Annotated in this window: 17 protein-coding genes; 7 read left to right on the forward strand and 10 right to left on the reverse strand. The window is 69.4% G+C overall.

The features are described 5' to 3' along the window. Positions 1-267 precede the first annotated feature (267 nt). Genes C0010_RS03670 through C0010_RS03680 form a run of 3 tightly spaced genes read right to left on the reverse strand, consistent with a single transcriptional unit; the run spans position 268 to position 3,082 of the window. Positions 268-1,548 carry a TRAP transporter large permease gene (locus tag C0010_RS03670; protein WP_105565711.1) on the reverse strand — a complete coding sequence of 427 codons (1,281 nt, stop codon included), beginning with the start codon at positions 1,546-1,548 and terminating at the stop codon, positions 268-270. Further along, on the reverse strand, positions 1,548-2,057 hold the full coding sequence (locus tag C0010_RS03675) for a TRAP transporter small permease (protein WP_105565712.1): 510 nt from the start codon (positions 2,055-2,057) through the stop codon (positions 1,548-1,550). Before C0010_RS03675 ends, C0010_RS03670 begins: the two co-directional genes overlap by 1 nt. After that, entirely contained in the window at positions 2,054-3,082 is a 1,029-nt protein-coding gene (locus C0010_RS03680) for a DctP family TRAP transporter solute-binding subunit (RefSeq protein WP_105565713.1), read from the reverse strand. The genes C0010_RS03675 and C0010_RS03680 overlap by 4 nt, the downstream gene beginning before the upstream one ends. A gap of 278 nt (positions 3,083-3,360) precedes the next feature. On the opposite strand from C0010_RS03680, the gene C0010_RS03685 reads away from it, so the two are divergent. Together C0010_RS03685 and C0010_RS03690 are read left to right on the forward strand one after the other, a co-directional pair. After that, complete coding sequence (locus C0010_RS03685; protein WP_105565714.1) at positions 3,361-5,514, forward strand: acyltransferase family protein; 2,154 nt, start codon at positions 3,361-3,363, stop codon at positions 5,512-5,514. A 93-nt stretch (positions 5,515-5,607) separates the two neighbouring features. Next, positions 5,608-7,056, forward strand: a complete 1,449-nt coding sequence (locus C0010_RS03690) for a dicarboxylate/amino acid:cation symporter (protein ID WP_105565715.1) — start codon at positions 5,608-5,610, stop codon at positions 7,054-7,056. A gap of 375 nt (positions 7,057-7,431) precedes the next feature. Here the strand turns inward: C0010_RS03690 and C0010_RS03695 are convergent, their stop codons facing one another. After that, on the reverse strand, positions 7,432-9,240 hold the full coding sequence (locus C0010_RS03695; RefSeq protein WP_105565716.1) for a cation:proton antiporter: 1,809 nt from the start codon (positions 9,238-9,240) through the stop codon (positions 7,432-7,434). 169 nt (positions 9,241-9,409) lie between these two features. Here C0010_RS03695 and C0010_RS03700 point away from each other — a divergent pair, with 169 nt between their 5' ends. Continuing rightward, positions 9,410-10,459, forward strand: a complete 1,050-nt coding sequence (locus C0010_RS03700) for an LLM class flavin-dependent oxidoreductase (RefSeq protein ID WP_232531709.1) — start codon at positions 9,410-9,412, stop codon at positions 10,457-10,459. A 153-nt stretch (positions 10,460-10,612) separates the two neighbouring features. On the opposite strand, the gene C0010_RS03705 is transcribed toward C0010_RS03700, so the two are convergent. After that, positions 10,613-11,623 carry a hypothetical protein gene (locus C0010_RS03705; protein WP_105565718.1) on the reverse strand — a complete coding sequence of 337 codons (1,011 nt, stop codon included), beginning with the start codon at positions 11,621-11,623 and terminating at the stop codon, positions 10,613-10,615. Between the two features lie 434 nt (positions 11,624-12,057). Here C0010_RS03705 and C0010_RS14875 point away from each other — a divergent pair, with 434 nt between their 5' ends. The 4 genes from C0010_RS14875 to C0010_RS03720 all read left to right on the forward strand — a co-directional run bounded on the left by C0010_RS14875 (position 12,058) and on the right by C0010_RS03720 (position 15,891). Further along, on the forward strand, positions 12,058-12,450 hold the full coding sequence (locus C0010_RS14875) for a hypothetical protein (RefSeq protein ID WP_158685269.1): 393 nt from the start codon (positions 12,058-12,060) through the stop codon (positions 12,448-12,450). A gap of 11 nt (positions 12,451-12,461) precedes the next feature. Beyond that, positions 12,462-13,310 (forward strand): hypothetical protein, encoded by an 849-nt coding sequence (locus C0010_RS03710; protein ID WP_105565719.1) that lies wholly within the window; start codon positions 12,462-12,464, stop codon positions 13,308-13,310. 330 nt (positions 13,311-13,640) lie between these two features. Further along, positions 13,641-14,921 (forward strand): L-fuconate dehydratase, encoded by a 1,281-nt coding sequence (locus C0010_RS03715; protein ID WP_105565720.1) that lies wholly within the window; start codon positions 13,641-13,643, stop codon positions 14,919-14,921. After that, complete coding sequence (locus C0010_RS03720) at positions 14,914-15,891, forward strand: aldo/keto reductase (protein WP_105565721.1); 978 nt, start codon at positions 14,914-14,916, stop codon at positions 15,889-15,891. Before C0010_RS03715 ends, C0010_RS03720 begins: the two co-directional genes overlap by 8 nt. 232 nt (positions 15,892-16,123) lie before the next feature. On the opposite strand, the gene C0010_RS03725 is transcribed toward C0010_RS03720, so the two are convergent. The 5 genes from C0010_RS03725 to C0010_RS03745 form a co-directional block, all read right to left on the reverse strand. Then, positions 16,124-17,626 (reverse strand): Na+/H+ antiporter NhaC family protein, encoded by a 1,503-nt coding sequence (locus C0010_RS03725; RefSeq protein ID WP_105565722.1) that lies wholly within the window; start codon positions 17,624-17,626, stop codon positions 16,124-16,126. 25 nt (positions 17,627-17,651) lie between these two features. Then, on the reverse strand, positions 17,652-18,863 hold the full coding sequence (locus C0010_RS03730) for an aminotransferase class V-fold PLP-dependent enzyme (protein ID WP_105565723.1): 1,212 nt from the start codon (positions 18,861-18,863) through the stop codon (positions 17,652-17,654). A 160-nt stretch (positions 18,864-19,023) separates the two neighbouring features. Further along, entirely contained in the window at positions 19,024-19,770 is a 747-nt protein-coding gene (locus C0010_RS03735; protein ID WP_105565724.1) for an SDR family NAD(P)-dependent oxidoreductase, read from the reverse strand. Continuing rightward, positions 19,767-20,603, reverse strand: a complete 837-nt coding sequence (locus C0010_RS03740) for a fumarylacetoacetate hydrolase family protein (protein WP_105565725.1) — start codon at positions 20,601-20,603, stop codon at positions 19,767-19,769. Before C0010_RS03740 ends, C0010_RS03735 begins: the two co-directional genes overlap by 4 nt. A gap of 74 nt (positions 20,604-20,677) precedes the next feature. Continuing rightward, positions 20,678-21,373: a FadR/GntR family transcriptional regulator gene (locus tag C0010_RS03745; RefSeq protein WP_105565726.1), complete on the reverse strand. Its 696-nt coding sequence runs from the start codon at positions 21,371-21,373 to the stop codon at positions 20,678-20,680.

Below are 21,373 nucleotides of genomic sequence, written 5' to 3' on the forward strand. Positions count from 1 at the left end.
TGGAAAACGATATCGATAACGATCTATGCGACGCCCCGCTCCAGCCCCTCCGCGGCGCCCTCGTGAAGCGCGGAATCACGCGCGAGGCGGGGGTCGTAGCGACACCGGCGGTCGACACCGATTCCCGCCGCGTACGGACGTCGACCGCGATCGTCACGAAACGATAACTACAGACGGGTGCGACTTCTGAGGCCGTAGCACCGTTGGGGTGGCAACAGCGCCCTGTCTTCGGCGAGGCGCGCTGCCGTCGAGGCGCCCGAGCGGGCCCTACACGTACCCGAGCAGCGCCGGCAGCCCCGTGCTCAGCACCGGGACGAAGGTGACGAGCAGCAGCACGAGGAGCATCGGAATGAAGAACGGCAATACCCCGCGGATGATGGTCGACACCTTGTAACCCGTCGTCGACGAGAGCACGAACAGCACCATCCCGACCGGCGGCGTCAGGAGGCCGAGCAGCAGGTTGAAGATCACGATCGCGGCGAAGTGATACGGGTCGACTCCGAATGTCTCCGCGACCGGTGCGAGCACGGGCACGAGGATCAGGATCGCCGACGTCGATTCGAGCAGCGCGCCGACGACCAGCAGCAGCACGTTGACGATGATCAGGAACACGACCGTGTAGGTCGTGATCTCGAGCATCGCCTCGGCCGCCACCTGCGGGGCGCGCTCACGGGCGAGCACCCACCCGAACAGGGCCGCGGTCGCGACGATCAGGAGCACAGACCCCGACGTCTGCGCTGTCTGCACGAAGCTCTTGGCGAGGCTCTGCCAGGTCAGCTTCTTGTACACGATCGCGAGGATCAACACGTACACGACCCCGAGGCCGGCGGCTTCGGTCGGCGTCGCGATCCCCGCGAGGATGCTCCCGAGGATGACGATCGCGGCGCCCGCAGGCGCGATCGCGGCGGCGAGTGCACGGCCGCGCGCACCCCAGGTCGCGCGCTCCCCTCGCAGGTCGTCGCGCTTGCGGAGCGTCCACCAGACCATCACGCACAGCGCGATGAGGAGCATCACGGCGGGCACGATGCCGACGACGAACATCGCCCCGACGGAGAGGCCCGCCGTCACGGCGTACACGATCGCGGCGATCGACGGAGGGATGATCGGAGCGATCAGGCTGGAGGCACCGGTCAGGCCCACGCTGAAGCCGGCGGGGTACCCGCGCTTGACCATCTGCGGCACCTGCACCCGCCCCATCGCCGCGGCGTCCGCGATCGCGGCGCCGCTCATCCACGAGAAGCCGAAGCTCGTCGCGATATTGACATAGCCGAGGCTCCCGCGCAGGTGGCCGAGGAACGCGACCGCAGCCGAGTACATCCGGTCGGTGATGCCCGATTCGTTGGCGATGTTGCCGAGGAGGATGAACATCGGCACGGCGAGGATCGGGAAGCTGTTCACGCCGGAGAGCGTCTGCTGCATCGCGACGTCGATCGACACCCCTGGCGTGACGGTGATGTAGACGAGCGACGGGACGAGGAGGGCGAACGCGACGGGCACGCGGATCGCGAGGAGCACGAGGACGGCGACGACCATGAGTGCGAGCGTCATCAGAGACCGCCCTCCTCGAGGCTCTCCGCGGTGCCGGGCACGCTCCTCGGGTCGCGGACGTTCTGCACGATCGTGGCGATGCCGTGCAGGGCGATGAGCCCGAACCCGACGGCCCCCGCCGAGTACACGACCGGCATCGGGAACTGCGTCGCAGGCGCGAGAACGCCGGCCGTCTCGCGGATCAGGATGACGCCGGCGACCGTCATCACGCCCGCCGCGGCGACCACGACGATCGTTGCGATCGTGTCGACGGCCGCGACGGCGCGGACGCCGAGCTTTGCGAGCGCGAGGTCGACGGTCACGTGCATCCGCTCCGACATCACGTACGCGGCGGCGATGAACGTCAGCCACACGAGCAGGAAGCGCGAGACCTCATCGGTCCAGGGCAACGGCGCTCGGAAGACGTACCTACTGACGACCTGGAGCATGACCGACACCAGCAGGCCGCCGAGCAGAGCGCAGGAGACGACCTTCTCGACCGTCGACAGCGCCGCGAGGAGCCTCGTCACTTCTGCGACTCGACGATCTTCGTGTAGAGCTCGCCGAACGAGACCTGATCGGGGAGCTGGCTGCGCACCGACTCGGCGAAGGCGGCCGTGTCGACGTCTTCGACGACCTCGACGGTGCCGTCGGCCTTCCACTTCTCGACGATCTCCTGCTCCTCATCGAGGATGCACTCCTGCGCCGCTTCCTTGCCGGTGTCCAGCGCCGTCTCCCACGCCGCGAGCTCGTCGTCGGAGAAGGACTCGAGCAGGTCGCTGCTGGTCACGACGTTCGACGCCTGCACGATGTGGCCCGTCAGGTTCACGTAGTCCTGCACCTCGGCGAGGCCCATCGAGTCGAAGTTCGGAACGGGCGCCTCCTGGCCGTCGATGGCCCCCTGCTGCAGGCTCGTGTAGACCTCGTCGAGCGCCATCGGGGTCGCTGTGCCGCCCATGTCGCCGATACCCGTGATGTACAGGGGCGCGTCGGGGGTGCGCAGCTTGACGCCCGCGAGATCGGCTGGCTCGCGAACCGGCTTGTTCGCCGACACCTGGCGCGTGCCGAAGTACCAGCTCGACTCGACCGCAAGGCCCGACTTCTCTTCGAGGCCGTCCCAGATCTCTTGGATCGCGTCGGAATCGATGTTCGCGAAGAAGCTGTCGACGTCGTCGAACAGATACGGGGCATCGAGCACGCCCGCGTCTTCGTACCAGGTGCCGAGGAAAGCCGCCCCGGCGAAGGTCGCATCGAGACTGCCGGAGGCGACCTGCTCGAGCGCCTCCGCCTCGCTTCCCAGCTGCGACGACGGGTACGACTCGATTTGCAGCCCGGAGCCCGACAACGACTCGTTGATCGCCGCGACACCACAGGTCTCGAACGGGTGCGAGGGCTCGTAGGTGTGCGCGAGCCGCAGCACGCGGGCATCCGCATCCTGCTCACTGCCCGGGGCCTCGTCGGAAGAGGTGTCGACCTGACCGCCGACGCACCCGGTCAGAGCGAGCAGTGCTGCACCGGCGAGTGCGGTCATCGAGATTCCACGCGTGCGATTCATAGACGTTCTCCTTCGAACTGAATGCTGGTGAGCAATCGTTTGATCTTGCGTGAACAATCGTTTGCTCACGCAAGTATGCCGCGGTCACCCGCGACGCACAAGTGTCAGGAACGCAGTCGGTCGGGAGTCGCCATCTGCCCACAGTGAGCCCCACGCCGCCTGGCGACCACGAGAGCCCTGGCCGTAGCGGCGGAGCGGCGCGGCAATGCGTCGGCTCACCCACCCGCACGAACCCCGACACCCAGTTAGATCACAAAACGATAACTACAATCGGAGGTATGGCCTCGCTGAGCGATACCTCGGCGCCGTCGTCCGACGAGACCACGGCGGCGCACGTCCCTGCGCCCGCGGCGACCAAGGGCGGGCCCGACGCCGCGAAGAAGTCGGCGAACCCCCACTTCCGCCCCGACATCCAGGGCATGCGCGCCCTCGCCGTCGGGCTCGTCGTGCTCGCCCACGTGCACCTCACGGGTTTCGAGGGCGGGTTCGTCGGTGTCGACATCTTCTTCGTGATCTCGGGCTTCCTGATCACCCAGCTGCTGCTGCGCGAGGTCTCGAAGACCGGCACGGTCTCGATTAGCCAGTTCTACATCCGGCGCGCGCGGCGCATCCTGCCGGCCGCCACGGCCGTCACGGTGCTCGTGCTGGCCTATGCCGCCCTGTTCCTGCCGATGGCGCGGCTCGCGCAGACCACCGAGGATTCGGTGTGGTCGGCGTTCTTCCTCTCGAACTGGGGCTTCGCGGCCCAGGAGACCGACTACTTCTCGACCGATGCGCCGAGCTTCTTCCAGCACTACTGGTCGCTCGCCGTCGAGGAGCAGTTCTACCTGCTCTGGCCTCTAGTGGTGCTGGCGCTCGTGCCGCGCATCCGGAAGCGCACCTTCGCCCTGCTCGCGGGCCTGCTGCTCGTGGTCTCGCTGGCCTGGTCGATCTGGTTCACGGGCGCCGACCCGCAGGCCGCCTACTTCAACACACCCGCCCGCGCGTACGAGCTGATGGTCGGCGCCGTGCTCGCCTGCGTGATTGCGGGGCCGCTGCGCTCGCGCTGGCGGCACGTGACGAGCATCGCCGGCATCGCGCTGATCGCGTACGCGGTGTTCGCGTTCGATGAGACGACGCCGTTCCCCGGCTCGCTCGCGCTGGTTCCGGTCGTCGGCACGGCGCTGCTGCTGGCATCCGGCCCCGAGACCCTCATCGGCCGCGCCCTGTCGTGGCGGCCGGTGCGCTACATCGGCGACATCTCGTTCTCGCTGTACCTGTGGCACTGGCCCGTTGCGCTCGCGGTGCAGCAGGTGATGCCCGCTTCGGCGCCGTTCCTGCAACAGGCGGGGCTGACGATCGGCATCTCGGTCGGCCTGGCGGCGCTCACGTTCCGCTTCGTCGAACGGCCGTTCCAGGAGAAGAGGGTGCCGATCTTCTCGGGCAACAAGCGCACGCTGTGGCTCTGGCCGCTGAGCGTGGTGCTCGTGCTCGCCACGGCGTTCACGGCGTCGACGTGGGGCGTGCACCGCCTCAACAACGAGCGGGCCGCCGCCGCCGAGTACTTCGACGAGCACGGCTACCAGGAGCTCACCCCGACGGAGGACCCGGAGGCCGTCGAGGAGGACCTCGAGGAGGCCGTCGAGGTCGCGGAGGAGGGCGCCCCCATCCCGCCCGACTACGACGGCGAGACGCTGCGCGACGCCAAGTGGACCGACCTCGTCTCGGCCGACTGCTACGCCGGCGAGGGCGAGACGGAGACCGAGATCTGCCGGTACGGCGACCCGGAAGCCGACACGACGATCGCCCTCATCGGCGACTCGCACGCGGCCATGTGGGCACCGGCGCTCGACGTGATCGGCAAGCAGCACGGCTTCCAGGTCGCGGTGTACGTCAAGCTGGCATGCGCGGCCTACCCCGTGATCCAAGACGCCGACCGCGACCCCTCGAACTGCAACGACTTCCGCGACTTCACGCGCGAGTCGGTCGAAGAACTGCAGCCGGATGCCGTGGTGCTGTCTGCCCGCGGCATGCTGAATATGCAGGAGCGCGACGGCGAATCGATCGACGAGCAGTGGCGCGCCGCGGTCGCCGACGCCATGGAGTTCTACCAGGGCGTCGCCGGCAGGGTCGTCTCGCTGGGCGACGTGCCCGCCCGCCCCGACGCGACCCCGCAGGACTGCGTCGAGGCGCCGAACGCCACGCAGGAGGGCTGCGTGGTGAACGGCGAGAGCATCGAGAAGCGCAGCAACGACATCACGGCGCACGAGGTCGTCAAGGCCGGCGCCAGCTACGTCGACACCGAGCCCTTCGTGTGCGTCGAGGACGACTGCCCGCTCTTCGCGGGCGACACCCCCCTCTACGTCGACGACTCGCACCTGAACCGCCTGTGGGTCGAGCACGTCGCCCCGGCGCTCGGCAAGGAGCTCGAGGAGGAGCTGCCGAGCGACTGAGGGGGCGGGCGCACCGCGTCATCCGGCGCCGCTCACCCGACTCCGGGCGTAACAGCGGGAATATGCGCAGGTTCCTATGGGTTTGATGGGGATATGTCTTCCTCCGCAACAACCACGAGGGCGCGCAAGAAGCGCCCGTTCTACGCCAATTTCGGCTTCCAGGTCATCGCCGCGCTGATCCTCGGCATCGCGCTGGGCCTCGTCGCCCGCGCCCTGGGCGCCAATGGCGAGACCTCGAACCCGCTCTCCGAGACCCTCGGGATCGTCGGTGACGCGTACGTCACGATCCTGCGCGCGGCCGTCGTGCCGCTGGTGTTCACGGCGATCGTCGCGAGCATTTCCAACCTGCGCCGCGTGCAGAACGCCGCGCGCCTGGCCGGCCAGACCATCCTGTGGTTCGCCATCACGGCGGCCATCGCTGTGGCCATCGGCATCACGCTCGGCCTCGTCATCCGGCCCGGCGACCGCGCCGGTGCGGGCCTCGAGACGGGTGACCCCTCGTCGCACGGCTCGTGGGTCGGCTTCCTGCAGGGCCTCATCCCGCAGAACTTCCTGGGCCTGGGCGTCTCGGGCGGCGTCGACGAGAACGGTGACTTCTCGGGCGGCGTGAGCTTCAACATCCTGCAGATCATCGTGATCTCGATCGTCGTCGGCCTCGCCGCGCTGCGCGCCGGCCGCAAGGCCGAGCCGTTCCTGGTCTTCACCGAATCGCTGCTCAAGGTGATCCAGCGGGTGGTCTGGTGGATCATCCGGATCGCCCCCATCGGCACCCTGGGCCTCATCGGCAACGCGGTCGTCGTGTACGGCTGGGAGAAGCTGACCTCGCTGATCTGGTTCGTCGTCGCGGTGTACGCGGGCCTGCTGATCGTCTTCCTCGTCGTCTACCCGCTGCTGGCGAAGGCGCACGGCCTGTCGATCCGCCAGTTCTACTCGGGTGTGTGGCCCGCGACGCAGCTCGGCTTCGTGAGCCGCTCGTCGCTCGGCACGCTGCCGCTGACGCAGCGCGTCGCGGAGCGGAACTTCGGCGTTCCGACGGAGTACGCGTCGTTCGCCGTGCCGTTCGGCTCGACGACGAAGATGGACGGCTGCGCCGCCATCTACCCGGCGATCGCCGCGATCTTCGTCGCGCAGTTCTTCGGCATCGACATGGGTGTCGTCGACTACCTGCTGATCGCCTTCGTCTCGATCATCGGCTCGGCCGCGACCGCCGGCACCACCGGCGCGACCGTCATGCTGACGCTGACGCTGTCGACCGTCGGCCTGCCCCTCGAGGGCGTCGGCCTGCTGCTCGCGATCGACCCGATCCTCGACATGGGCCGCACCGCGCTCAACGTCACGGGCCAGGCGCTCGTTCCGGCGATCGTCGCCAAGCGCGAGGGCATCCTGAACCTCGACCTGTACAACGCCAAGCGCGAGGGCCTTCCCTTCAGCGAGGACGACGAGGAGCCTGTCGACGAGTCGTCGACCGACGGCCACACGTCGCCGGATGACGTGGAGACCGAGGTCGAGAAGCTCGAAGAGGCGGAGCGCACCTCGAAGTAGGTTTCACGCGGAGCGACTGGCGCCCTGCCGGATCCCTGGGATCCGGCAGGGCGCTGTCGCGTGCGGGCGCTGGGCCGCGACACAACGCAGTCGATACGACCGCCCCGCCAGCCCGGTAGCTCGGAGCGGCGCGGTCATCGCCCCATCCACGCCGAGAATTGACTGCGTTGCGTCCAGGCAGCGTCGTGCACCTTACGGATGGCCAGCCGGTGCCGCACGCTGACGTCACCGGCCGCGCACGAACCCAACGCAGTCGATCCGGCCGCCCCTTTGGGCCGACCGCCTGGAACGGTGCGACGGCCGCTCCGTCCACCCCGAGAATTGACTGCGTTGTGCCGCGGCGGCACCGCGCGGCGAGCGGACGACCGGCGCCTCTCACTCCTCCCGGAACCGCGTCCGGGTGTCGAGCGCGAGCTCCTCGGCGTCCATCGCGACGAAGAGGTCGCGCATGACCTCCTCGCTGACGTTGCCGACCCGGCACTGCTCCATCAGCACCTGGCGGCGCACCTCGATCCAGCCGCGCGAGAGCTCCTCGAACTCCTTGGCCGCGGCCCGGTGGGCGTACAGCTTCTCCTGCTTGCGGGCGATCTTCTCGAGCTCGCCGATCTCGATCTCCTCGGTCTCGGCCTCGCGCTCGGCCCGCACGGTGTCACGCTGCACGCGCAGCAGCCCGCGCGAGAAGTTGTTGAACTGGTCGCGCGCCTCCTCGCCGTACTCCGAGACCCACTTCTCCTGCCGCTTGCGCAGGAACTCCAGCCCTGCGTCCTTGCTGATGCGCCGCACGCGCTCGACCTCGCGCAGGTCGTTCGCGCGCTCCTCGTCGGCCGAGACGCCGAGCGTCCGGATGAGCCACGGCAGCGTCAGCCCCTGCAGCAGCAGCGTGCCGACCGTGACGACGAAGGCCACGGCGATGACGGCCTCGACGTTGCCGTAGGGCATCTCGTGCTCCGTGAGGTCGGGCAGGGCGGCCGCCATCGCGAGCGTCACGACGCCGCGCATTCCCGCCCACGAGATGACGACGCGCTCCCGCCGCGACAGCGGCGGCTCGAGGAGGCGTCGTCGGAGCGCCTCCTTCGTCGGCTCCGGCCCGCCCTTGGCGCCCTTGACCCTCTCGAGCCGGGCGCGCACGGCTCGCGCTCGTCGGGCATCCGGGTGCTTCCGCAGCTCCTCGCGGGCGTGCTTGAAGCGCAGCAGGCGCCACTTCTGCCACATCTGGCCCCACGCATACGAGGCGAAGACGAACACGGGCCGGATGGCGATGACCGTCAGCAGCACCGCGATCGACAGCCAGACGATGGTCGAGCCGTGCGAACCGAACAGCTCGGCGAGCACGCCGGGCAGCTGCAGGCCGATGTAGGCGAAGACGAAGCTCTCGAGCAGGAAGTCGACCGACTTCCACAGCGGCTCGTCGTGCTGGCGCGTCGAGTAGTTCGTCTTCGGCGCGTTGTAGCCGACGTACAGCCCCATGGCGACGACGGCGAGCACGCCCGAGCCATGGAACTCCTCCGCGAGCGCATATACCCCGAACGGAATGAGCAGCCCGAACGTGGCGCTCACGATGGTGTCGGACGAGATCATCCGGAGCCAGTGCAGCAGGTAGCCGGCGACGAGCCCGAAGGCGACGCCGACGAGCACCGCGAGTACGAACTCCCAGATGCCCTGCCAGACCGTCACTGTCGCGCCGGCGACGATCGCCGCGAAGACGCGCACGAGCGTCAGCGAGGTGGCGTCGTTGATGAGGCTCTCGCCGCTCATCACGTTCATGACGCGGCGCGGCAGGCCGAGCTTGCGGCCGATCGCCGCCGCCGACACGGCGTCGGGCGGGCCGACGATCGCGCCGAGCAGCAGCGCGCCGGCGAAGGTCAGCTCCGGCATGATCAGCCACGCCACGACGCCGACGATGACGGCGGTCACGAGGACGAGCCCGATGCCGAGCCTCCGGATGTGCGGCAGCGAGCGCTTGAAGCTGATGAACGACGAATCGAGCGCGGCCGAGTACAGCAGCGGGGGCAGCGTGAGGTTCAGCAGGAGGTGGCCGTCGACGCTGATCTCGGGGATGAACGGCAACATCGACACGACGAGGGCGGCACCCGTCACGAGCAGCGGCGCCGGCCATCCCCGCCATCGGGCGAATCCCGCGACCGCCACGGCCCCTGCCAGCACGATGAACAGCTCGACGCCCATGTGTCGAGATTACCGGGGCGGGTGGGGCCACGGCCCGGGTGAGGGCTCGCCGAGTCCGCATACGCCCGGCTTTTCCCCTGCGGGCGAGAACGGACGCGCCGGAGACGCGGAGAGTCGCGGGTCACCGCCCATCCGGAATGAAACCCCGGCACCGCGCGTTGCACCCGGGGTGACCGAGACCGCTAGCCCCGCCCTTTCCGTTCTCGACCTGGTGCCGGTGCGCACCGGTCAGACCAGCTCCCAGGCGATCGCCGCGTCGATGGCGCTCGCCCGTCGCGCCGACGAACTCGGCTACCGGCGCTACTGGTTCGCGGAGCACCACAACATGGCGGCCGTCGCTTCGACCTCGCCCGCCGTGCTGATCGCGGGCGCTATCGGGGTGACCGAGCGCATCCGGCTCGGTTCGGGCGGCGTCATGCTGCCGAACCACGCGCCCCTCATCGTCGCCGAGCAGTTCGCCGCCCTGGAGGCGATGGCGCCCGGCCGCGTCGACGTCGGCATCGGCCGCGCGCCCGGCAGCGACCAGGTGATCACGTCGCTGCTGCGCCGATCGGGTGCGACGAGCGAGGTCGAGCGCTTCCCCGACCACATCGCCGACATCATGGCGCTCGCGAGCCCCGAGGGCGCGCAGGTGCGCTTCGTCAACGGCGGCGAGTACCAGGTGCGCGCGACGCCCGCGGCCGATGGCAGCCCGGATGTCTGGCTGCTCGGCTCCAGCGACTACTCCGCGCAGTTGGCGGCCCAGCTCGGCCTGCCCTATGTCTTCGCGAACCACTTCGCGGGCGACGGCCTCGAGCGCGCCATGGCGCTGTACCGCACGAACTTCACCGCGACCGAGGAGCGCCCCGAGCCGCGGAGCTTCGTCACCGCGAACGTGATCGTCGCGCCCACGCAGAAGGAGGCCGACGAGCGCGCGCTGCCGCAGCTGCGCCAGTTCGCGCGCCTGCGCTCGAACAAGCCGATGCGCCCGATCGAGACGATCGACGAGGTGCTCGCCTCCCCGTCGGACGCGCTCGAGCAGTCGCTCATCGACCAGAACAAGCAGCGCTGGTTCGTCGGCACCCCGGATGCCGTGGCAGAGCAGCTGACGACCTTCGCCACGACCCACGGCGTCGAGGAGATCATGCTCGGCGCAACCGCCGGCGCGTACGAGGGCGAGCCCCTCGACGGCATCGGCGGCCGCGGCCAGACGCTGGAGCTGCTCGCCGCCGCGATGTGAGGCGGGGCGGATCCGGCCGCCCACGAAGCGCCCCTAGCGCGAAGTCACGTACGACGGCCAAGTGCTGCCGCACCCTTCGCGGCTGGTCGACGCGTACTTCCTCGGCCGCACCTCCTGATCGACGACGGCGCATTCGCGCCGTTCGAACGCCCGCTACTGGATCGCGCGCGCCGCGGCGTCCCGCTCCGAGGGCGACGTCGGGGCGATGAGGCGCGCGCGGGCGACCCGGATGAGCTCGGCCGCATCCGCCTGTGCCCGCTGCGTGTCCGTTCCGGGAACCCAGAGGACGAGCGTCCGGTCAGCCGGAGGGCTCGTGAGCATGGTGAGGGGAACGGGCTGCTCGGCCCGCCACGCGTCGCCTTCGAGGGTGAGCTTCACCGCGGCGTCGGCGAAGCTCGCGTGCAGGTCGGGCTCGAGAGGCGCAGCGTTCGCGAAGCGTGGTGCCGCCAGCAGCTCGACGACGATGTGAGGGAACGCGCCGCGGAACACGATGTGCCACCGCGCCTCCGCGGCCGCATCCGCGACGCCGTTCGCCACCCGGCTGAGGTCGACGGCGACCGTTCCCGAGAGCGGCGCACGGGTGCGGTCGGGCGCGCGGTACAGGGGCCGATCGACCGGCGCCGTTCCGAAGCGCCGCCGCGTGGCCGCCAGCTGCTCGAGCGCCGCGCGGGTCGGGGCGTCCGAGCTGATCGGCTCCAAGATGCGGAGCGCATCTGCCAGTTCGGCGGCGAGCAGCCGCGGGTCGAGCGGAGGGATGAGGCGCTCGCGCGACGCGGGCCACCACGCCTGCCGCCACCGAGCGAGGGCGGCATCGCGCGCCGCCGGGAAGAAGACCGCGTCGGGAGTGATCGCGACCTCTGCCGATTCCGCCTCGGACGACAGCACGCCCACGAGCTCCGACCCGCAGGCCTCGCCGATCCACGCCCTCGCCGTCGCGGCATCGGTGACGATCGCGCCGAAGCGCGCGTCGGGGTCCCCCGCGTCCCACCAGAGCGTCGCGCCGTCGCCCGCCCACACGGCCAGGCGCCAGGTCGGCGGCAGCCCCGGGCCGACGAGCCAGATGTCGCCGTCGCGGCTGACGGGTGCCGGTACCGACGCGGTCGGCCCCGGCTGGGCCGGCACGCCCGCGTCGACCGGCTCGGCGGGATCTGGGGAGTCGGGCACGCGCCCAGACTATCCGCCGCCGGATCCGCGCTTCTGTGGCTGGGGACAACGTGCGTTCGGCGGATTGCCCTGTGGATAACCGCATCGACGGCGCCGTGTCTGACTAGCGTGGCGACATGCGCGTTTCCGAGCCCCGCACCGTCTGCCCCCGGTCGTCCCAGACGACAGGCGGTGCGGGGCGCGCGTGGATCAATAGTGCGATGCCGGGCATGAGGTATGGACGTGACAACGAGCGCTTGATGGGGAGCCGTCGCCAGAGACCCGACGCGTCGACTAATAAGAGCACTCGGATAACGCGCGCGCTCATTGCCATGAGCGGTATCGGGCTCGCAGCGCTCGCTGGCTGTGCAACCGATGTCGTGTCAGAACCGGGCGATGAATCGGAAAGGTTCAGTTCGGATGAACAGGTACTAGTGGCCGCGAGAGACACGTACGTGAGTTACATCGAGGCCACGAATGCGGTCAACTTCGGCGACCCGAGCACCGCTGAGCCAGTGTTCGATTGGCTCACTGGCCAGGCACTTGCCGATGAACGGGAAGCCTTCTCGAACGCGCACGCGGAGCGTGCTTCACGGTCCGGCGAGTCCACAGTTACCTTGTTTGAGCTCGCACAGTCCGGCGACGCCAGCGAAGCTATTGAAGCGTATGTCTGCCTCGATGTATCGGGCGTCGAGATACTCAATGAGTCGGGTGACTCAGTGGTTGCACCGGATCGTCCCAACGTTCAGTCCGTAGCGGTCACCCTCGTCGAATCTTCCAGAACGCCCACGGGATTGACCGTGTCGAACATGACTGGACGCGACCAAGGCCCGTCGTGCGGAAACTAGTCCTCGGTGCCATGGCGGCCCTTGCAATCTCCGTTGCACCAGCCGGTCCTGCCTATTCCGTCTCGTTACTCGGCGGCTGCGGTGGAATCTACCCTGGTTCGAACTGCGACACCGACAACACCGGCGACGACGTCACTGTCACGGTCGACGACACGTGGCTGCCCGACCCTCCCGACGACCCCCGCCCGCCGACGCACGACGACCCCAACAGCGACGGCAACGGCGGCGGCGGTGGTGACGGCACGGGCGACAATGGCGGCAACGATCCGGTGAACACGCCTTTCTGCGTGTGGGAATCGAGCGTCTTCCTCGTGTGCCCGGACGGTGACGATGATGACGAAACCGAGGACGAACCCGACGAACCCGAGCCGCCCACGGTCGTCCACGCGAGCGACGTGCTCTCCTTCGCGCCGCCGACCCCGACGATCACGAGCGAACCAGACGGGGTCGGGATCGTGGGCATGCCGCTCAACGTCGTCGTCCCGTCGGCGCCGAGCAGCTCATCCGGCAGCCTGCTCGGGTTCGACGTGACGGTGAGCTTCGTGCCGGAGCTGCTCGAGATCGACTACGGCGACGGCACGGCCGTCGAGGTCGACGCCGCCACCGCGACGTGGGACGACCTGGGCCAAGCGGAATTCACGGCGACGAGCACGAGCCACGCCTACTCCGAGCGCGGCAAGTACACGATCACGGCGAACGTGCTCTCAAGCGCGACGGTCGAGTTCGTCGGCTACGGAACGATCCCGGTCACAGGCCTCGTGCGCTCCCCCGCCGCGACGACGAGCGTCCGCGCCGTCACGGCCGACACCGCGCTCGTCGCGCAGACCTGCGCCGAGAACCCGTCCGGCCCCGCCTGCTGACCCCGGGCAATCCCCCAAAGGGGACGCAACTCCGCGCCGCACGGCGAATCATGCGCGTCTCGATGGTCGCTCGCCGGCGCGCGCCGAGCAGCAAGCCCGTCCACATCCGCCGCAGTCGCAGACTCCGCGGACAAAGCGCACCGGATGGCGCGTCGTCTGCGACTGCGGCCCAACTTCTCCTGGGGAACACGCGTCGCACCTTCGCGCCGGGAGAGAGGCGGGTCCCGTTCGGCCAACGCGCGCTCCGCTCGGCGAACCTCAGGCGATCAAACGATTGACCAAAAGACATCGGATGTTTAGGCTCGAGGGTACGCAAGCAAGGGAGCCACGTTGAGCACCATCACCGCCGTCGCCACGACGGACATCCGCTTTCCCACGTCGGAGCACCTCGACGGGTCGGACGCGATGAACCCCGACCCCGACTACTCGGCGGCGTACGTCGAGATCATCACCGACGCCGACGACGGGCACAGCGGCCACGGCTTCGTGTTCACGATCGGGCGAGGCACCGACGTGCAGGTCAGCGCCATCCGGGCGCTCGAGGCATACCTCGTCGGGCGGAATGCCGAGGAGCTCCTCGACGACATGGGCGCGACCTGGCGCGATCTGGTGTGGGATTCGCAGCTGCGCTGGCTCGGCCCCGAGAAGGGCGTCATGCACATGGCGATCGGCGCCGTGGTGAACGCCCTCTGGGATCTCAAGGCCAAGCGCGCCGGCCTGCCGCTCTGGCAACTGCTCTCCCGGATGAGCCCGGAGGAGATCGTCGACCTCGTCGACTTCCGCTACCTCACCGACGCGCTCACGCGCGACGAGGCCCTCGACATCCTGCGCGCAGCCGTTCCCGGCCGCACCGAGCGCGAGGCGGAGCTGCTCGAGCGCGGCTACCCCGCGTACACCACCACGCCCGGCTGGCTCGGCTATTCCGACGAGAAGCTCGAGCGCCTCTGCCGCGAGGCGGTCGCCGACGGCTTCTCCATGATCAAGCTCAAGGTCGGCGGAAGCCTCGACGACGACATCCGGCGCATGGGCATCGCGCGCGCGGCGGTCGGCCCCGGCATCCGGATCGGCACCGACGCGAACCAGCGCTGGGACGTGGACGAGGCGATCGAGTGGATGTCGCACCTGAAGCAGTTCGACCCTGCGTGGATCGAAGAGCCCACGAGCCCGGATGACGTGCTCGGGCACGCGGCGATCGCGAAGGGCATCGCACCGATCCCGATCGCGACGGGCGAGCACTCCGGCGGGCGCGTGATGTTCAAGCAGTTCCTGCAGGCCGAGGCGCTCAACGTGCTGCAGATCGATGCGACCCGCGTCGCAGGCGTCAACGAGAACATCGCCATCCTGCTGCTCGCCGCCAAGTTCGGCGTGCCGGTGTGCCCGCACGCCGGAGGCGTCGGCCTCTGCGAGGCTGTGCAGCACATGTCGATGTTCGACTTCGTCGCCGTGACCGGGACGACCGAGGGGCGCGTGATCGAGTTCGTGGACCACCTGCACGAGCACTTCGTGACCCCGACGGACGTCCGCGGCGGCGCATACCGCGCCCCGACGGCGCCGGGCAACGGCATGGAGATGCACGCCGCGAGCCGCGAGGAGTACGAGTTCCATGGCTGACCCGCTCTCACCGCGCACCGACCTGTCCCTGCCGGAGCTCGGCTACGGCGCCTCGAGCCTCGGGAACATGCATCGCGTGCTGCCCGAGGAGCAGGCGTGGGGCGTGCTCGAGGCTGCGTGGGACGCGGGCATCCGGTACTACGACACGGCCCCGCACTACGGCCTCGGCCTGTCGGAGCGGCGCCTCGGTGCATTCCTGCAGACGAAGCCGCGCGACGAGTACGTACTGTCGACGAAGGCCGGGCGCCTGCTCGTGCCGAACCCCGGGGGTGAGAACGAGCTCGACCTCGACAACGCGTTCCACGTGCCGGCCGTGACGCGACGGCAGTGGGACTTCAGTGCCGACGGCGTGCGCCGTTCGATCGACGAGTCGCTCGAACGAATGGGCCTCGACCGCATCGACCTCGTGTACCTCCACGACCCCGAGCGCTCCGACGACCTCGAGCGCAACCTCGCCTCGGGCACGCAGGCGCTCGGCGATCTGAAGACGGAGGGCGTGATCGCGGCTTCGGGTCTCGGCTCGATGGATCCGACGGCGCTCGCGCTCGGCGCGTCATCCGGAGCCCTCGATGCGCTCATGGTCGCCGGCCGGCTCACACTGCTGGAGCAGCCTGCGCTGGCCGACGTCGTGCCCGCGTGCGAGCGGACGGGCACGTCGATCGTCACGGCGTCGGTGTTCAACTCCGGCCTGCTGTCGAGCGACGACCCGGCCGACAACCCGCGCTACGAGTACGGCGCGGCCCCCGCGGAGCTGATCGACCGTGCGAGCCGCATCGCCGCGGTGTGCCGCGCCCACGGCGTGCCGCTCCCCGCGGCCGCACTGCAGTACACGCCGCGCCTGCCGCAGGTGCGCAGCGTCGTCTCGGGCAGCAGCCGGGCCGCCCAGATCCGCCAGAATGCCGACTGGATGGGACTTCCCATCCCTACAGCCCTCTGGGCCGACCTGGAGGCACACGGCCTGACCCCATAGGCGCGGACGAACTGGCGGGGCGCCGGGCGACCAACGCCCGACACCCCGCCGCCGTGTGCAGTCGCTTTTCGCCGGACCAACGCTCGGAGCCCCGGAAGGGCGGGCACGCTGGCGCCCGCGCCATGGGAACTGGCTGCGTTGGGCACGAGGCCGTGACGCACAGAACCGCGGAGACCCGGTGACCCGGAGACCCGCGGTTCTGTGATGTCGGCGTCGGCGCTCGCGCCCGCGGCTACGCTGCCGTCGCGTTTCGCCGCGCCTCTTTGTAGAAGCAGCCGATACCGGTGATCGCAAGCAGCGGCGCCATGACCAAGATGCCGAACTGCATGAACATGTAGGGCACGTAATCGGCGTATGCGACCCCCAGCGTCGCGACCATGTACACCCCCGTGGTGGTCCACGGGACCATCGGTTCGAAGGCCGTGCCGTAGTCCTCGATCGAGCGAGAGAGCACCTTTCGGGGGATCCCCGCCTCGTCGTACTTCGGCCCGAAGACCTCGCCCACGATGAACGCCGTGGCGTACTGGTTCGACGTGCTGAGGTTCACAACCGACGACGACACGAGCGACGCGATGATCGTCGCCGGCCGGCTCCGCACACCTGCGAACACGGTCCGGACGATGCGTCCGACAGCATCGATGACGTCCATCGACCCGATGAACATGAACACGGTGAGCGTGATGAGCACGGCACTCGCCATGGAATACAGGCCGCCGCGCTCCACGATCGCCAGCCCTGCCTCATTGGTGATCTCGTTCGGCAGGATGTCGTTGGTCACGCCGTTGATCAGTGCGGTCACCATGTCGGTGAAGGTGAAGCCCTGCATGGCGACGGCGATGATCGCGGCGACAGCGCTCGAGATCAACAGCGTCGGCAGCGGCGGCTTGCGCCAGATCGCGCCGATGACCACGACGACCAAGGGCGCCAGGACGACGAACGACAGGTCGAACGACGACCCGAGCGCATCGACGGTCGGCCGGATGAGGCTCTCGACGTCTGCGCCCCGACTCGGCGCGGCGATCCCCGCGACGACGTAGACGATGACCGCCGCCAGATACGCCGGCCCCGTGGTGTTGACCATGGAGCGGATGTGGTCGTAGATCGGCACCCGTGCACCCATCGACGCCATGACGGTCGTGTCGGAGAGCGGGGACATCTTGTCGCCGAAGTACGCGCCCGAGATGACGGCGGCCGCGAGCATTCCGAGGTTCGCGTCGGACGCCGCGCCGATGGCGACGAGCACGACACCGATCGTGCCGGCCGAGCCCCAGGACGTGCCCGTCGCGAGGGAGAATGCTGACGTCAGCACGAACGCGATCAGGTACAACCAGTGCGGGTCGATGAGCTGCATGCCGTAGTACACCAGGTACGGGATGGTTCCCGACGCCGTCCACGAACCGATGAGCAGGCCGATGGCCATCAGCATCAGGATCGCCGGAACTGCCGTGCTCGTGCGCTTGACGATCGCGTCCTGAACCGTCGCGAAGTCCGCGCCGAGCGAGAAGAGCATCAGGATCGTGCAGAGCGCGGCGAGCAGGAACGTGAACTCGAGCGGCCAACTCGCGAGCCCGAACACCATCGGGCCGACGATCATGCCGAAGGTGATGAACACGAGCAGCAGCGCCATCGGCAGCACCGCGTGCACGAATCGAACCTTGCGCTTCAGCGGTTTCACGCTCATCGCCTGCGTGTATTCCCCCGGCGCAACCGCCTGTGAATCCTGGGACATCATCATTCCTCTCTTCCGAGTTCGCCTGCGCTCACTGCGCGGTTGCCGCGCGGCGACGACCCGGGTTCCATGACTCTGCGAAGCGGACGTAGTCGTCCAACGTGTTGTAGACCTGTGCGGACAGCCGCACGAAGCCTCGGCCGTTGTGCGACGTGATGGCCACGGCGGCGTTCGCGTCCGCGGCGATCCGGTCGCGGAGGTCGTGGGCCTGCGCCTCGTTCGTCACCATCCCGTCCGGCAGCGGGACCAGCCGGAGGGACGGAGCCGGATTCCGAGGCAGGTCGGTGAGCTCTGCTCCCCAGATGTCTGCCACGGCCGCCTGCGCTGCCGTTGCCAACTGCGCGAGGTGCTCGCGGTAGCGATTCCAGCCGATGCGCTCCTCGACGCCGTCGATTGCCGCGGGGACCGCGAGCCACGGGCTGTAGTCCAGCGTTCCCTGCAGGTCGAACCGCTGCGGAAACGGGTTCATGCTGCCCCAGGAGTCGATCGACGGGAACAGACGCTGGCGGTCCGCCGGCAGCAACGGGTTCGCCACGAGCACGCCCGTTCCCCGCGGAGTGAGCCCCCACTTGTGCAGATTGCCGACCCAGTAGGCGCCCTCGAGGCCCTCCGTCGGGCGCGCGATCTGGCCTGGCCCGTGCGCGCCGTCGACGAGGAGCTCCACGCCCGCCGAACGGCACAGGGCGGCGATGTCGGCGACGGGAAAGACCATGCCCGTCGGCGAGGTGACCTGATCGACCAGGACCATCTTCAGACGAGGCGTCTCGGCGATGTGCTGTCGGAACAGCTCGACGATCTCCGAGTCATCCGCGTTCAGAGGCACCTGCAATGTGACGACGCGAGCGCCCGCGGAGCGAGCGCGACGACGCGCCGCCATCGCGACCGCACCATAGTTGTGGTCGGTGACGAGCACGACATCCTCGCTGCGGAAATCGAGCGATGCGAGCACGACGGCGGCCCCGGCGGAGGCGTTCGCGACCAAAGCGGTGGCGTCGATCGGCGCGCCGAGCCACGCAGCGACGCGCTCGCGAGCGGACGCGACACGACCGTCGAGCCCACGCCACCAGGCGTCCGCGTCGGCGTTCATCTCGTCGCGCAGCTGCGTCTCGCGCTCGAGCACGAATCGTGGCGGCGCTCCGTACGACCCATGGTTCAGGTGCGCGACCGTCGGGTCCAAGGACCACAGGTCCGCTGCCGGCCGCCCGTCCGCGACCAGAAGCTCGCCGGTTCCGGTGTTGCCCATCTGAGATCTCTCCCTACTGTGCGCCACTGACGACGCACCAACGCACTGGCCTTCGCCATCGGACGAACGACAGTGGACAATTGCGATTCCCGCGGTTCGGCGCAGAAGAACGCACCCCGATCAGGTAGGCGCGACGGAGGCGGGCGCCAGCGCGCCGCGCCTACGCCGGACGGGGGCGGAGGCTGTCCATGCCGCCGTCGACCGCGAGGGCGACGCCCGTCGTCGAGCCGGCTCTCGGGCTGGCGAGGTAGGCGATCGCGTCGGCGACCTCCTCCGGCTTCACCAAACGGCCGTGCGGCTGGCGCGCGTTCAGCGCCGCGCGCTCTGCCGCCGGGTCGTCGGCGCTGTCGAGAAGCCGACCCACCCACGGGGTGTCGGCGGTGCCGGGGTTCACGCAGTTCACGCGGATGCCCTCGCGCAGGTGATCGGTCGCCATGTGCAGCGTCAGGGCCAGCACCGCGCCCTTGCTCGCCCCGTACAGCGCGCGCTCCTGCAGGCCCACCGTCGCGGCCACCGAGCTGGTGTTCACGATCGCCGCAGCCCGCGACTTCCGCAGCCACGGCAGCGCCGCGCGCGCCACGCGCACCATGCCTGTCACGTTCACGTCGAACACGCGCGCCCACTCGGCGTCGCCGTTCGCCTCGATCGTTCCCTGCGCGCCGATGCCGGCGTTGTTCACGACGATGTCGATACCGCCGAAGTCGGCGGCGACCTGCGCGACGCCCGCGCGCACCGTCTCGTCGTCACCCACGTCGACGCGGTACGCGTCGGCCATGCCTTCCGGCACCTCGCGGTCGAAGATCGCCACGCGGGCGCCCTCCTCCCGCAGGCGATCGACCACGGCCGCGCCGATGCCGGATGCGCCGCCCGTCACGACCGCGACGAGCCCGTCCATCGAGCCGCTCATGCGAACACCTGCCGCTGCTTGCCGAGGCCCTCTACCTCGACCTCGACGACGTCGCCAGCAGCGAGGTACGGGAAGCGGCCCGAGAGCGCGACACCCTGCGGCGTGCCCGTCATGATCACGTCGCCGGGCTCGAGCGCCAGGAACTGCGAGAGGTGCCACACGATGTACGGCACCCCGAAGATCAGGTCGCTCGTGTTCGAATCCTGACGCGGTTCGCCGTTGACCCAGCTGCGCAGACGCAGGTTCCCGAAGTCGACCTCATCCGGCGTCACCAGCTCGGGCCCGAGCGGCGAGAACCGCGGCGCCGACTTGCCCTTGCCCCACTGGCCGCCCGAGATCTCGAGCTGCCACTCGCGCTCCGAGAGGTCGTTCGCGACCGTGAAGCCGGCGATGTGCTCGAGCGCCTCGGCTTCGCTGTCGAGGTAGCTGGCGCGCGTGCCGACGACGATCGCGAGCTCGACCTCCCAGTCGGTCTTCGCGCTGCCGCGCGGGATCGGCACCTCGTCGTACGGGCCCGAGACCGTGTTCGGCGCCTTCGTGAACATCACGAGGTTCTCCGGGGGCTCCGCGCCCGACTCGGCCGCGTGCGCCGCGTAGTTCATGCCGACGCAGTAGATGGCGCTGGGGCGGGCGATGGGCGCCCCGATCCGCACGCCGTCGGTCGACACCTCCGCCAGCTCGCCCGCGGCGAGCGCGGCCGCCGCCCGGTCGGTGCCGCCGGCGAGGAACGCCCCGTCGATGTCGGCGGTGACAGGCGCCAGGTCGTACGCCTTCCCGTCAGCGATGGCGACGGGCCGCTCGCGGCCCTCCTCGCCGATACGTGCGAACCTCATTGATACGCCCTCCATACATCCGATGTTAAGCGGCGACAGTACCGCCACATCGTCAGTCTAACCCGATCCGGCCCCTATTGGTCGGATGTTTCCGGATCGAACGGTGCCGCACGCAGCCACTGCTCGACTCCCGAGATGTGCGCGAGCATGAGCGCCCGCGCGAGCTCGGCGTCGCCGCGCTCGACGGCCTCGAGGATGCCCCGGTGCTCGTCGATCGTGCGGCGGGTCGAGCCACCCTCCGTGATGCCGCGCCACACGCGCGCCCGCACGGTGCGGCTCGACAGCGATTCGAGCAGGCTCGCGAGGTAGCCGTTGCCGCTCGCGGCGGCGAGCCGTGCGTGGAACTCGGTGTCATGCGCGACGAGCTCCTCGACGGAGGTCTGCTCGTCGACAGTCGCGAGCGTCTGCTGCATCTCGGCAACCTGCTCAGCTGTGGCTTTGCCCGCGGCCAGCGCGACGGCGTCCGGCTCGAGCATACGGCGCACCTCGAACAGCTCGAGCACCGAGTCATCCTGATGCAGCTCGACGACGAAGCTCATCGCCTCGAGCAGCATCGCCGGCTCGAGGCTCGTGACGTAGGTGCCATCGCCGCGTCGCACGTCGAGCACCCGGATGACCTCGAGCGCCTTGACCGCCTCCCGCAACGAGCTGCGCGAGAGCCCGAGCTGCTCGCTGAGATCCTTCTCGGGCGGCAGCTTGCCGCCGGGCTTCACCTTGCCGGACACGATCATGTCCTTGATACCCAGAATCGCGTCGTCCGTCACCGCCAT

Source organism: Microbacterium halophytorum (assembly GCF_002970975.1).
GTDB lineage: Bacteria > Actinomycetota > Actinomycetes > Actinomycetales > Microbacteriaceae > Microbacterium > Microbacterium halophytorum.

Coding starts and splice junctions, on each gene's coding strand:
- C0010_RS03670 (WP_105565711.1), bottom strand. CDS start 1,548: ATGACGCTCGCACTCATGGTCGTCGCCGTCCTCGTGCTCCTCGCGATC.
- C0010_RS03680 (WP_105565713.1), bottom strand. CDS start 3,082: ATGAATCGCACGCGTGGAATCTCGATGACCGCACTCGCCGGTGCAGCA.
- C0010_RS03685 (WP_105565714.1), top strand. CDS start 3,361: ATGGCCTCGCTGAGCGATACCTCGGCGCCGTCGTCCGACGAGACCACG.
- C0010_RS03690 (WP_105565715.1), top strand. CDS start 5,608: ATGTCTTCCTCCGCAACAACCACGAGGGCGCGCAAGAAGCGCCCGTTC.
- C0010_RS03695 (WP_105565716.1), bottom strand. CDS start 9,240: ATGGGCGTCGAGCTGTTCATCGTGCTGGCAGGGGCCGTGGCGGTCGCG.
- C0010_RS03710 (WP_105565719.1), top strand. CDS start 12,462: ATGGCGGCCCTTGCAATCTCCGTTGCACCAGCCGGTCCTGCCTATTCC.
- C0010_RS03720 (WP_105565721.1), top strand. CDS start 14,914: ATGGCTGACCCGCTCTCACCGCGCACCGACCTGTCCCTGCCGGAGCTC.
- C0010_RS03725 (WP_105565722.1), bottom strand. CDS start 17,626: ATGATGATGTCCCAGGATTCACAGGCGGTTGCGCCGGGGGAATACACG.
- C0010_RS03730 (WP_105565723.1), bottom strand. CDS start 18,863: ATGGGCAACACCGGAACCGGCGAGCTTCTGGTCGCGGACGGGCGGCCG.
- C0010_RS03735 (WP_105565724.1), bottom strand. CDS start 19,770: ATGAGCGGCTCGATGGACGGGCTCGTCGCGGTCGTGACGGGCGGCGCA.
- C0010_RS03740 (WP_105565725.1), bottom strand. CDS start 20,603: ATGAGGTTCGCACGTATCGGCGAGGAGGGCCGCGAGCGGCCCGTCGCC.
- C0010_RS03745 (WP_105565726.1), bottom strand. CDS start 21,373: ATGGCGGTGACGGACGACGCGATTCTGGGTATCAAGGACATGATCGTG.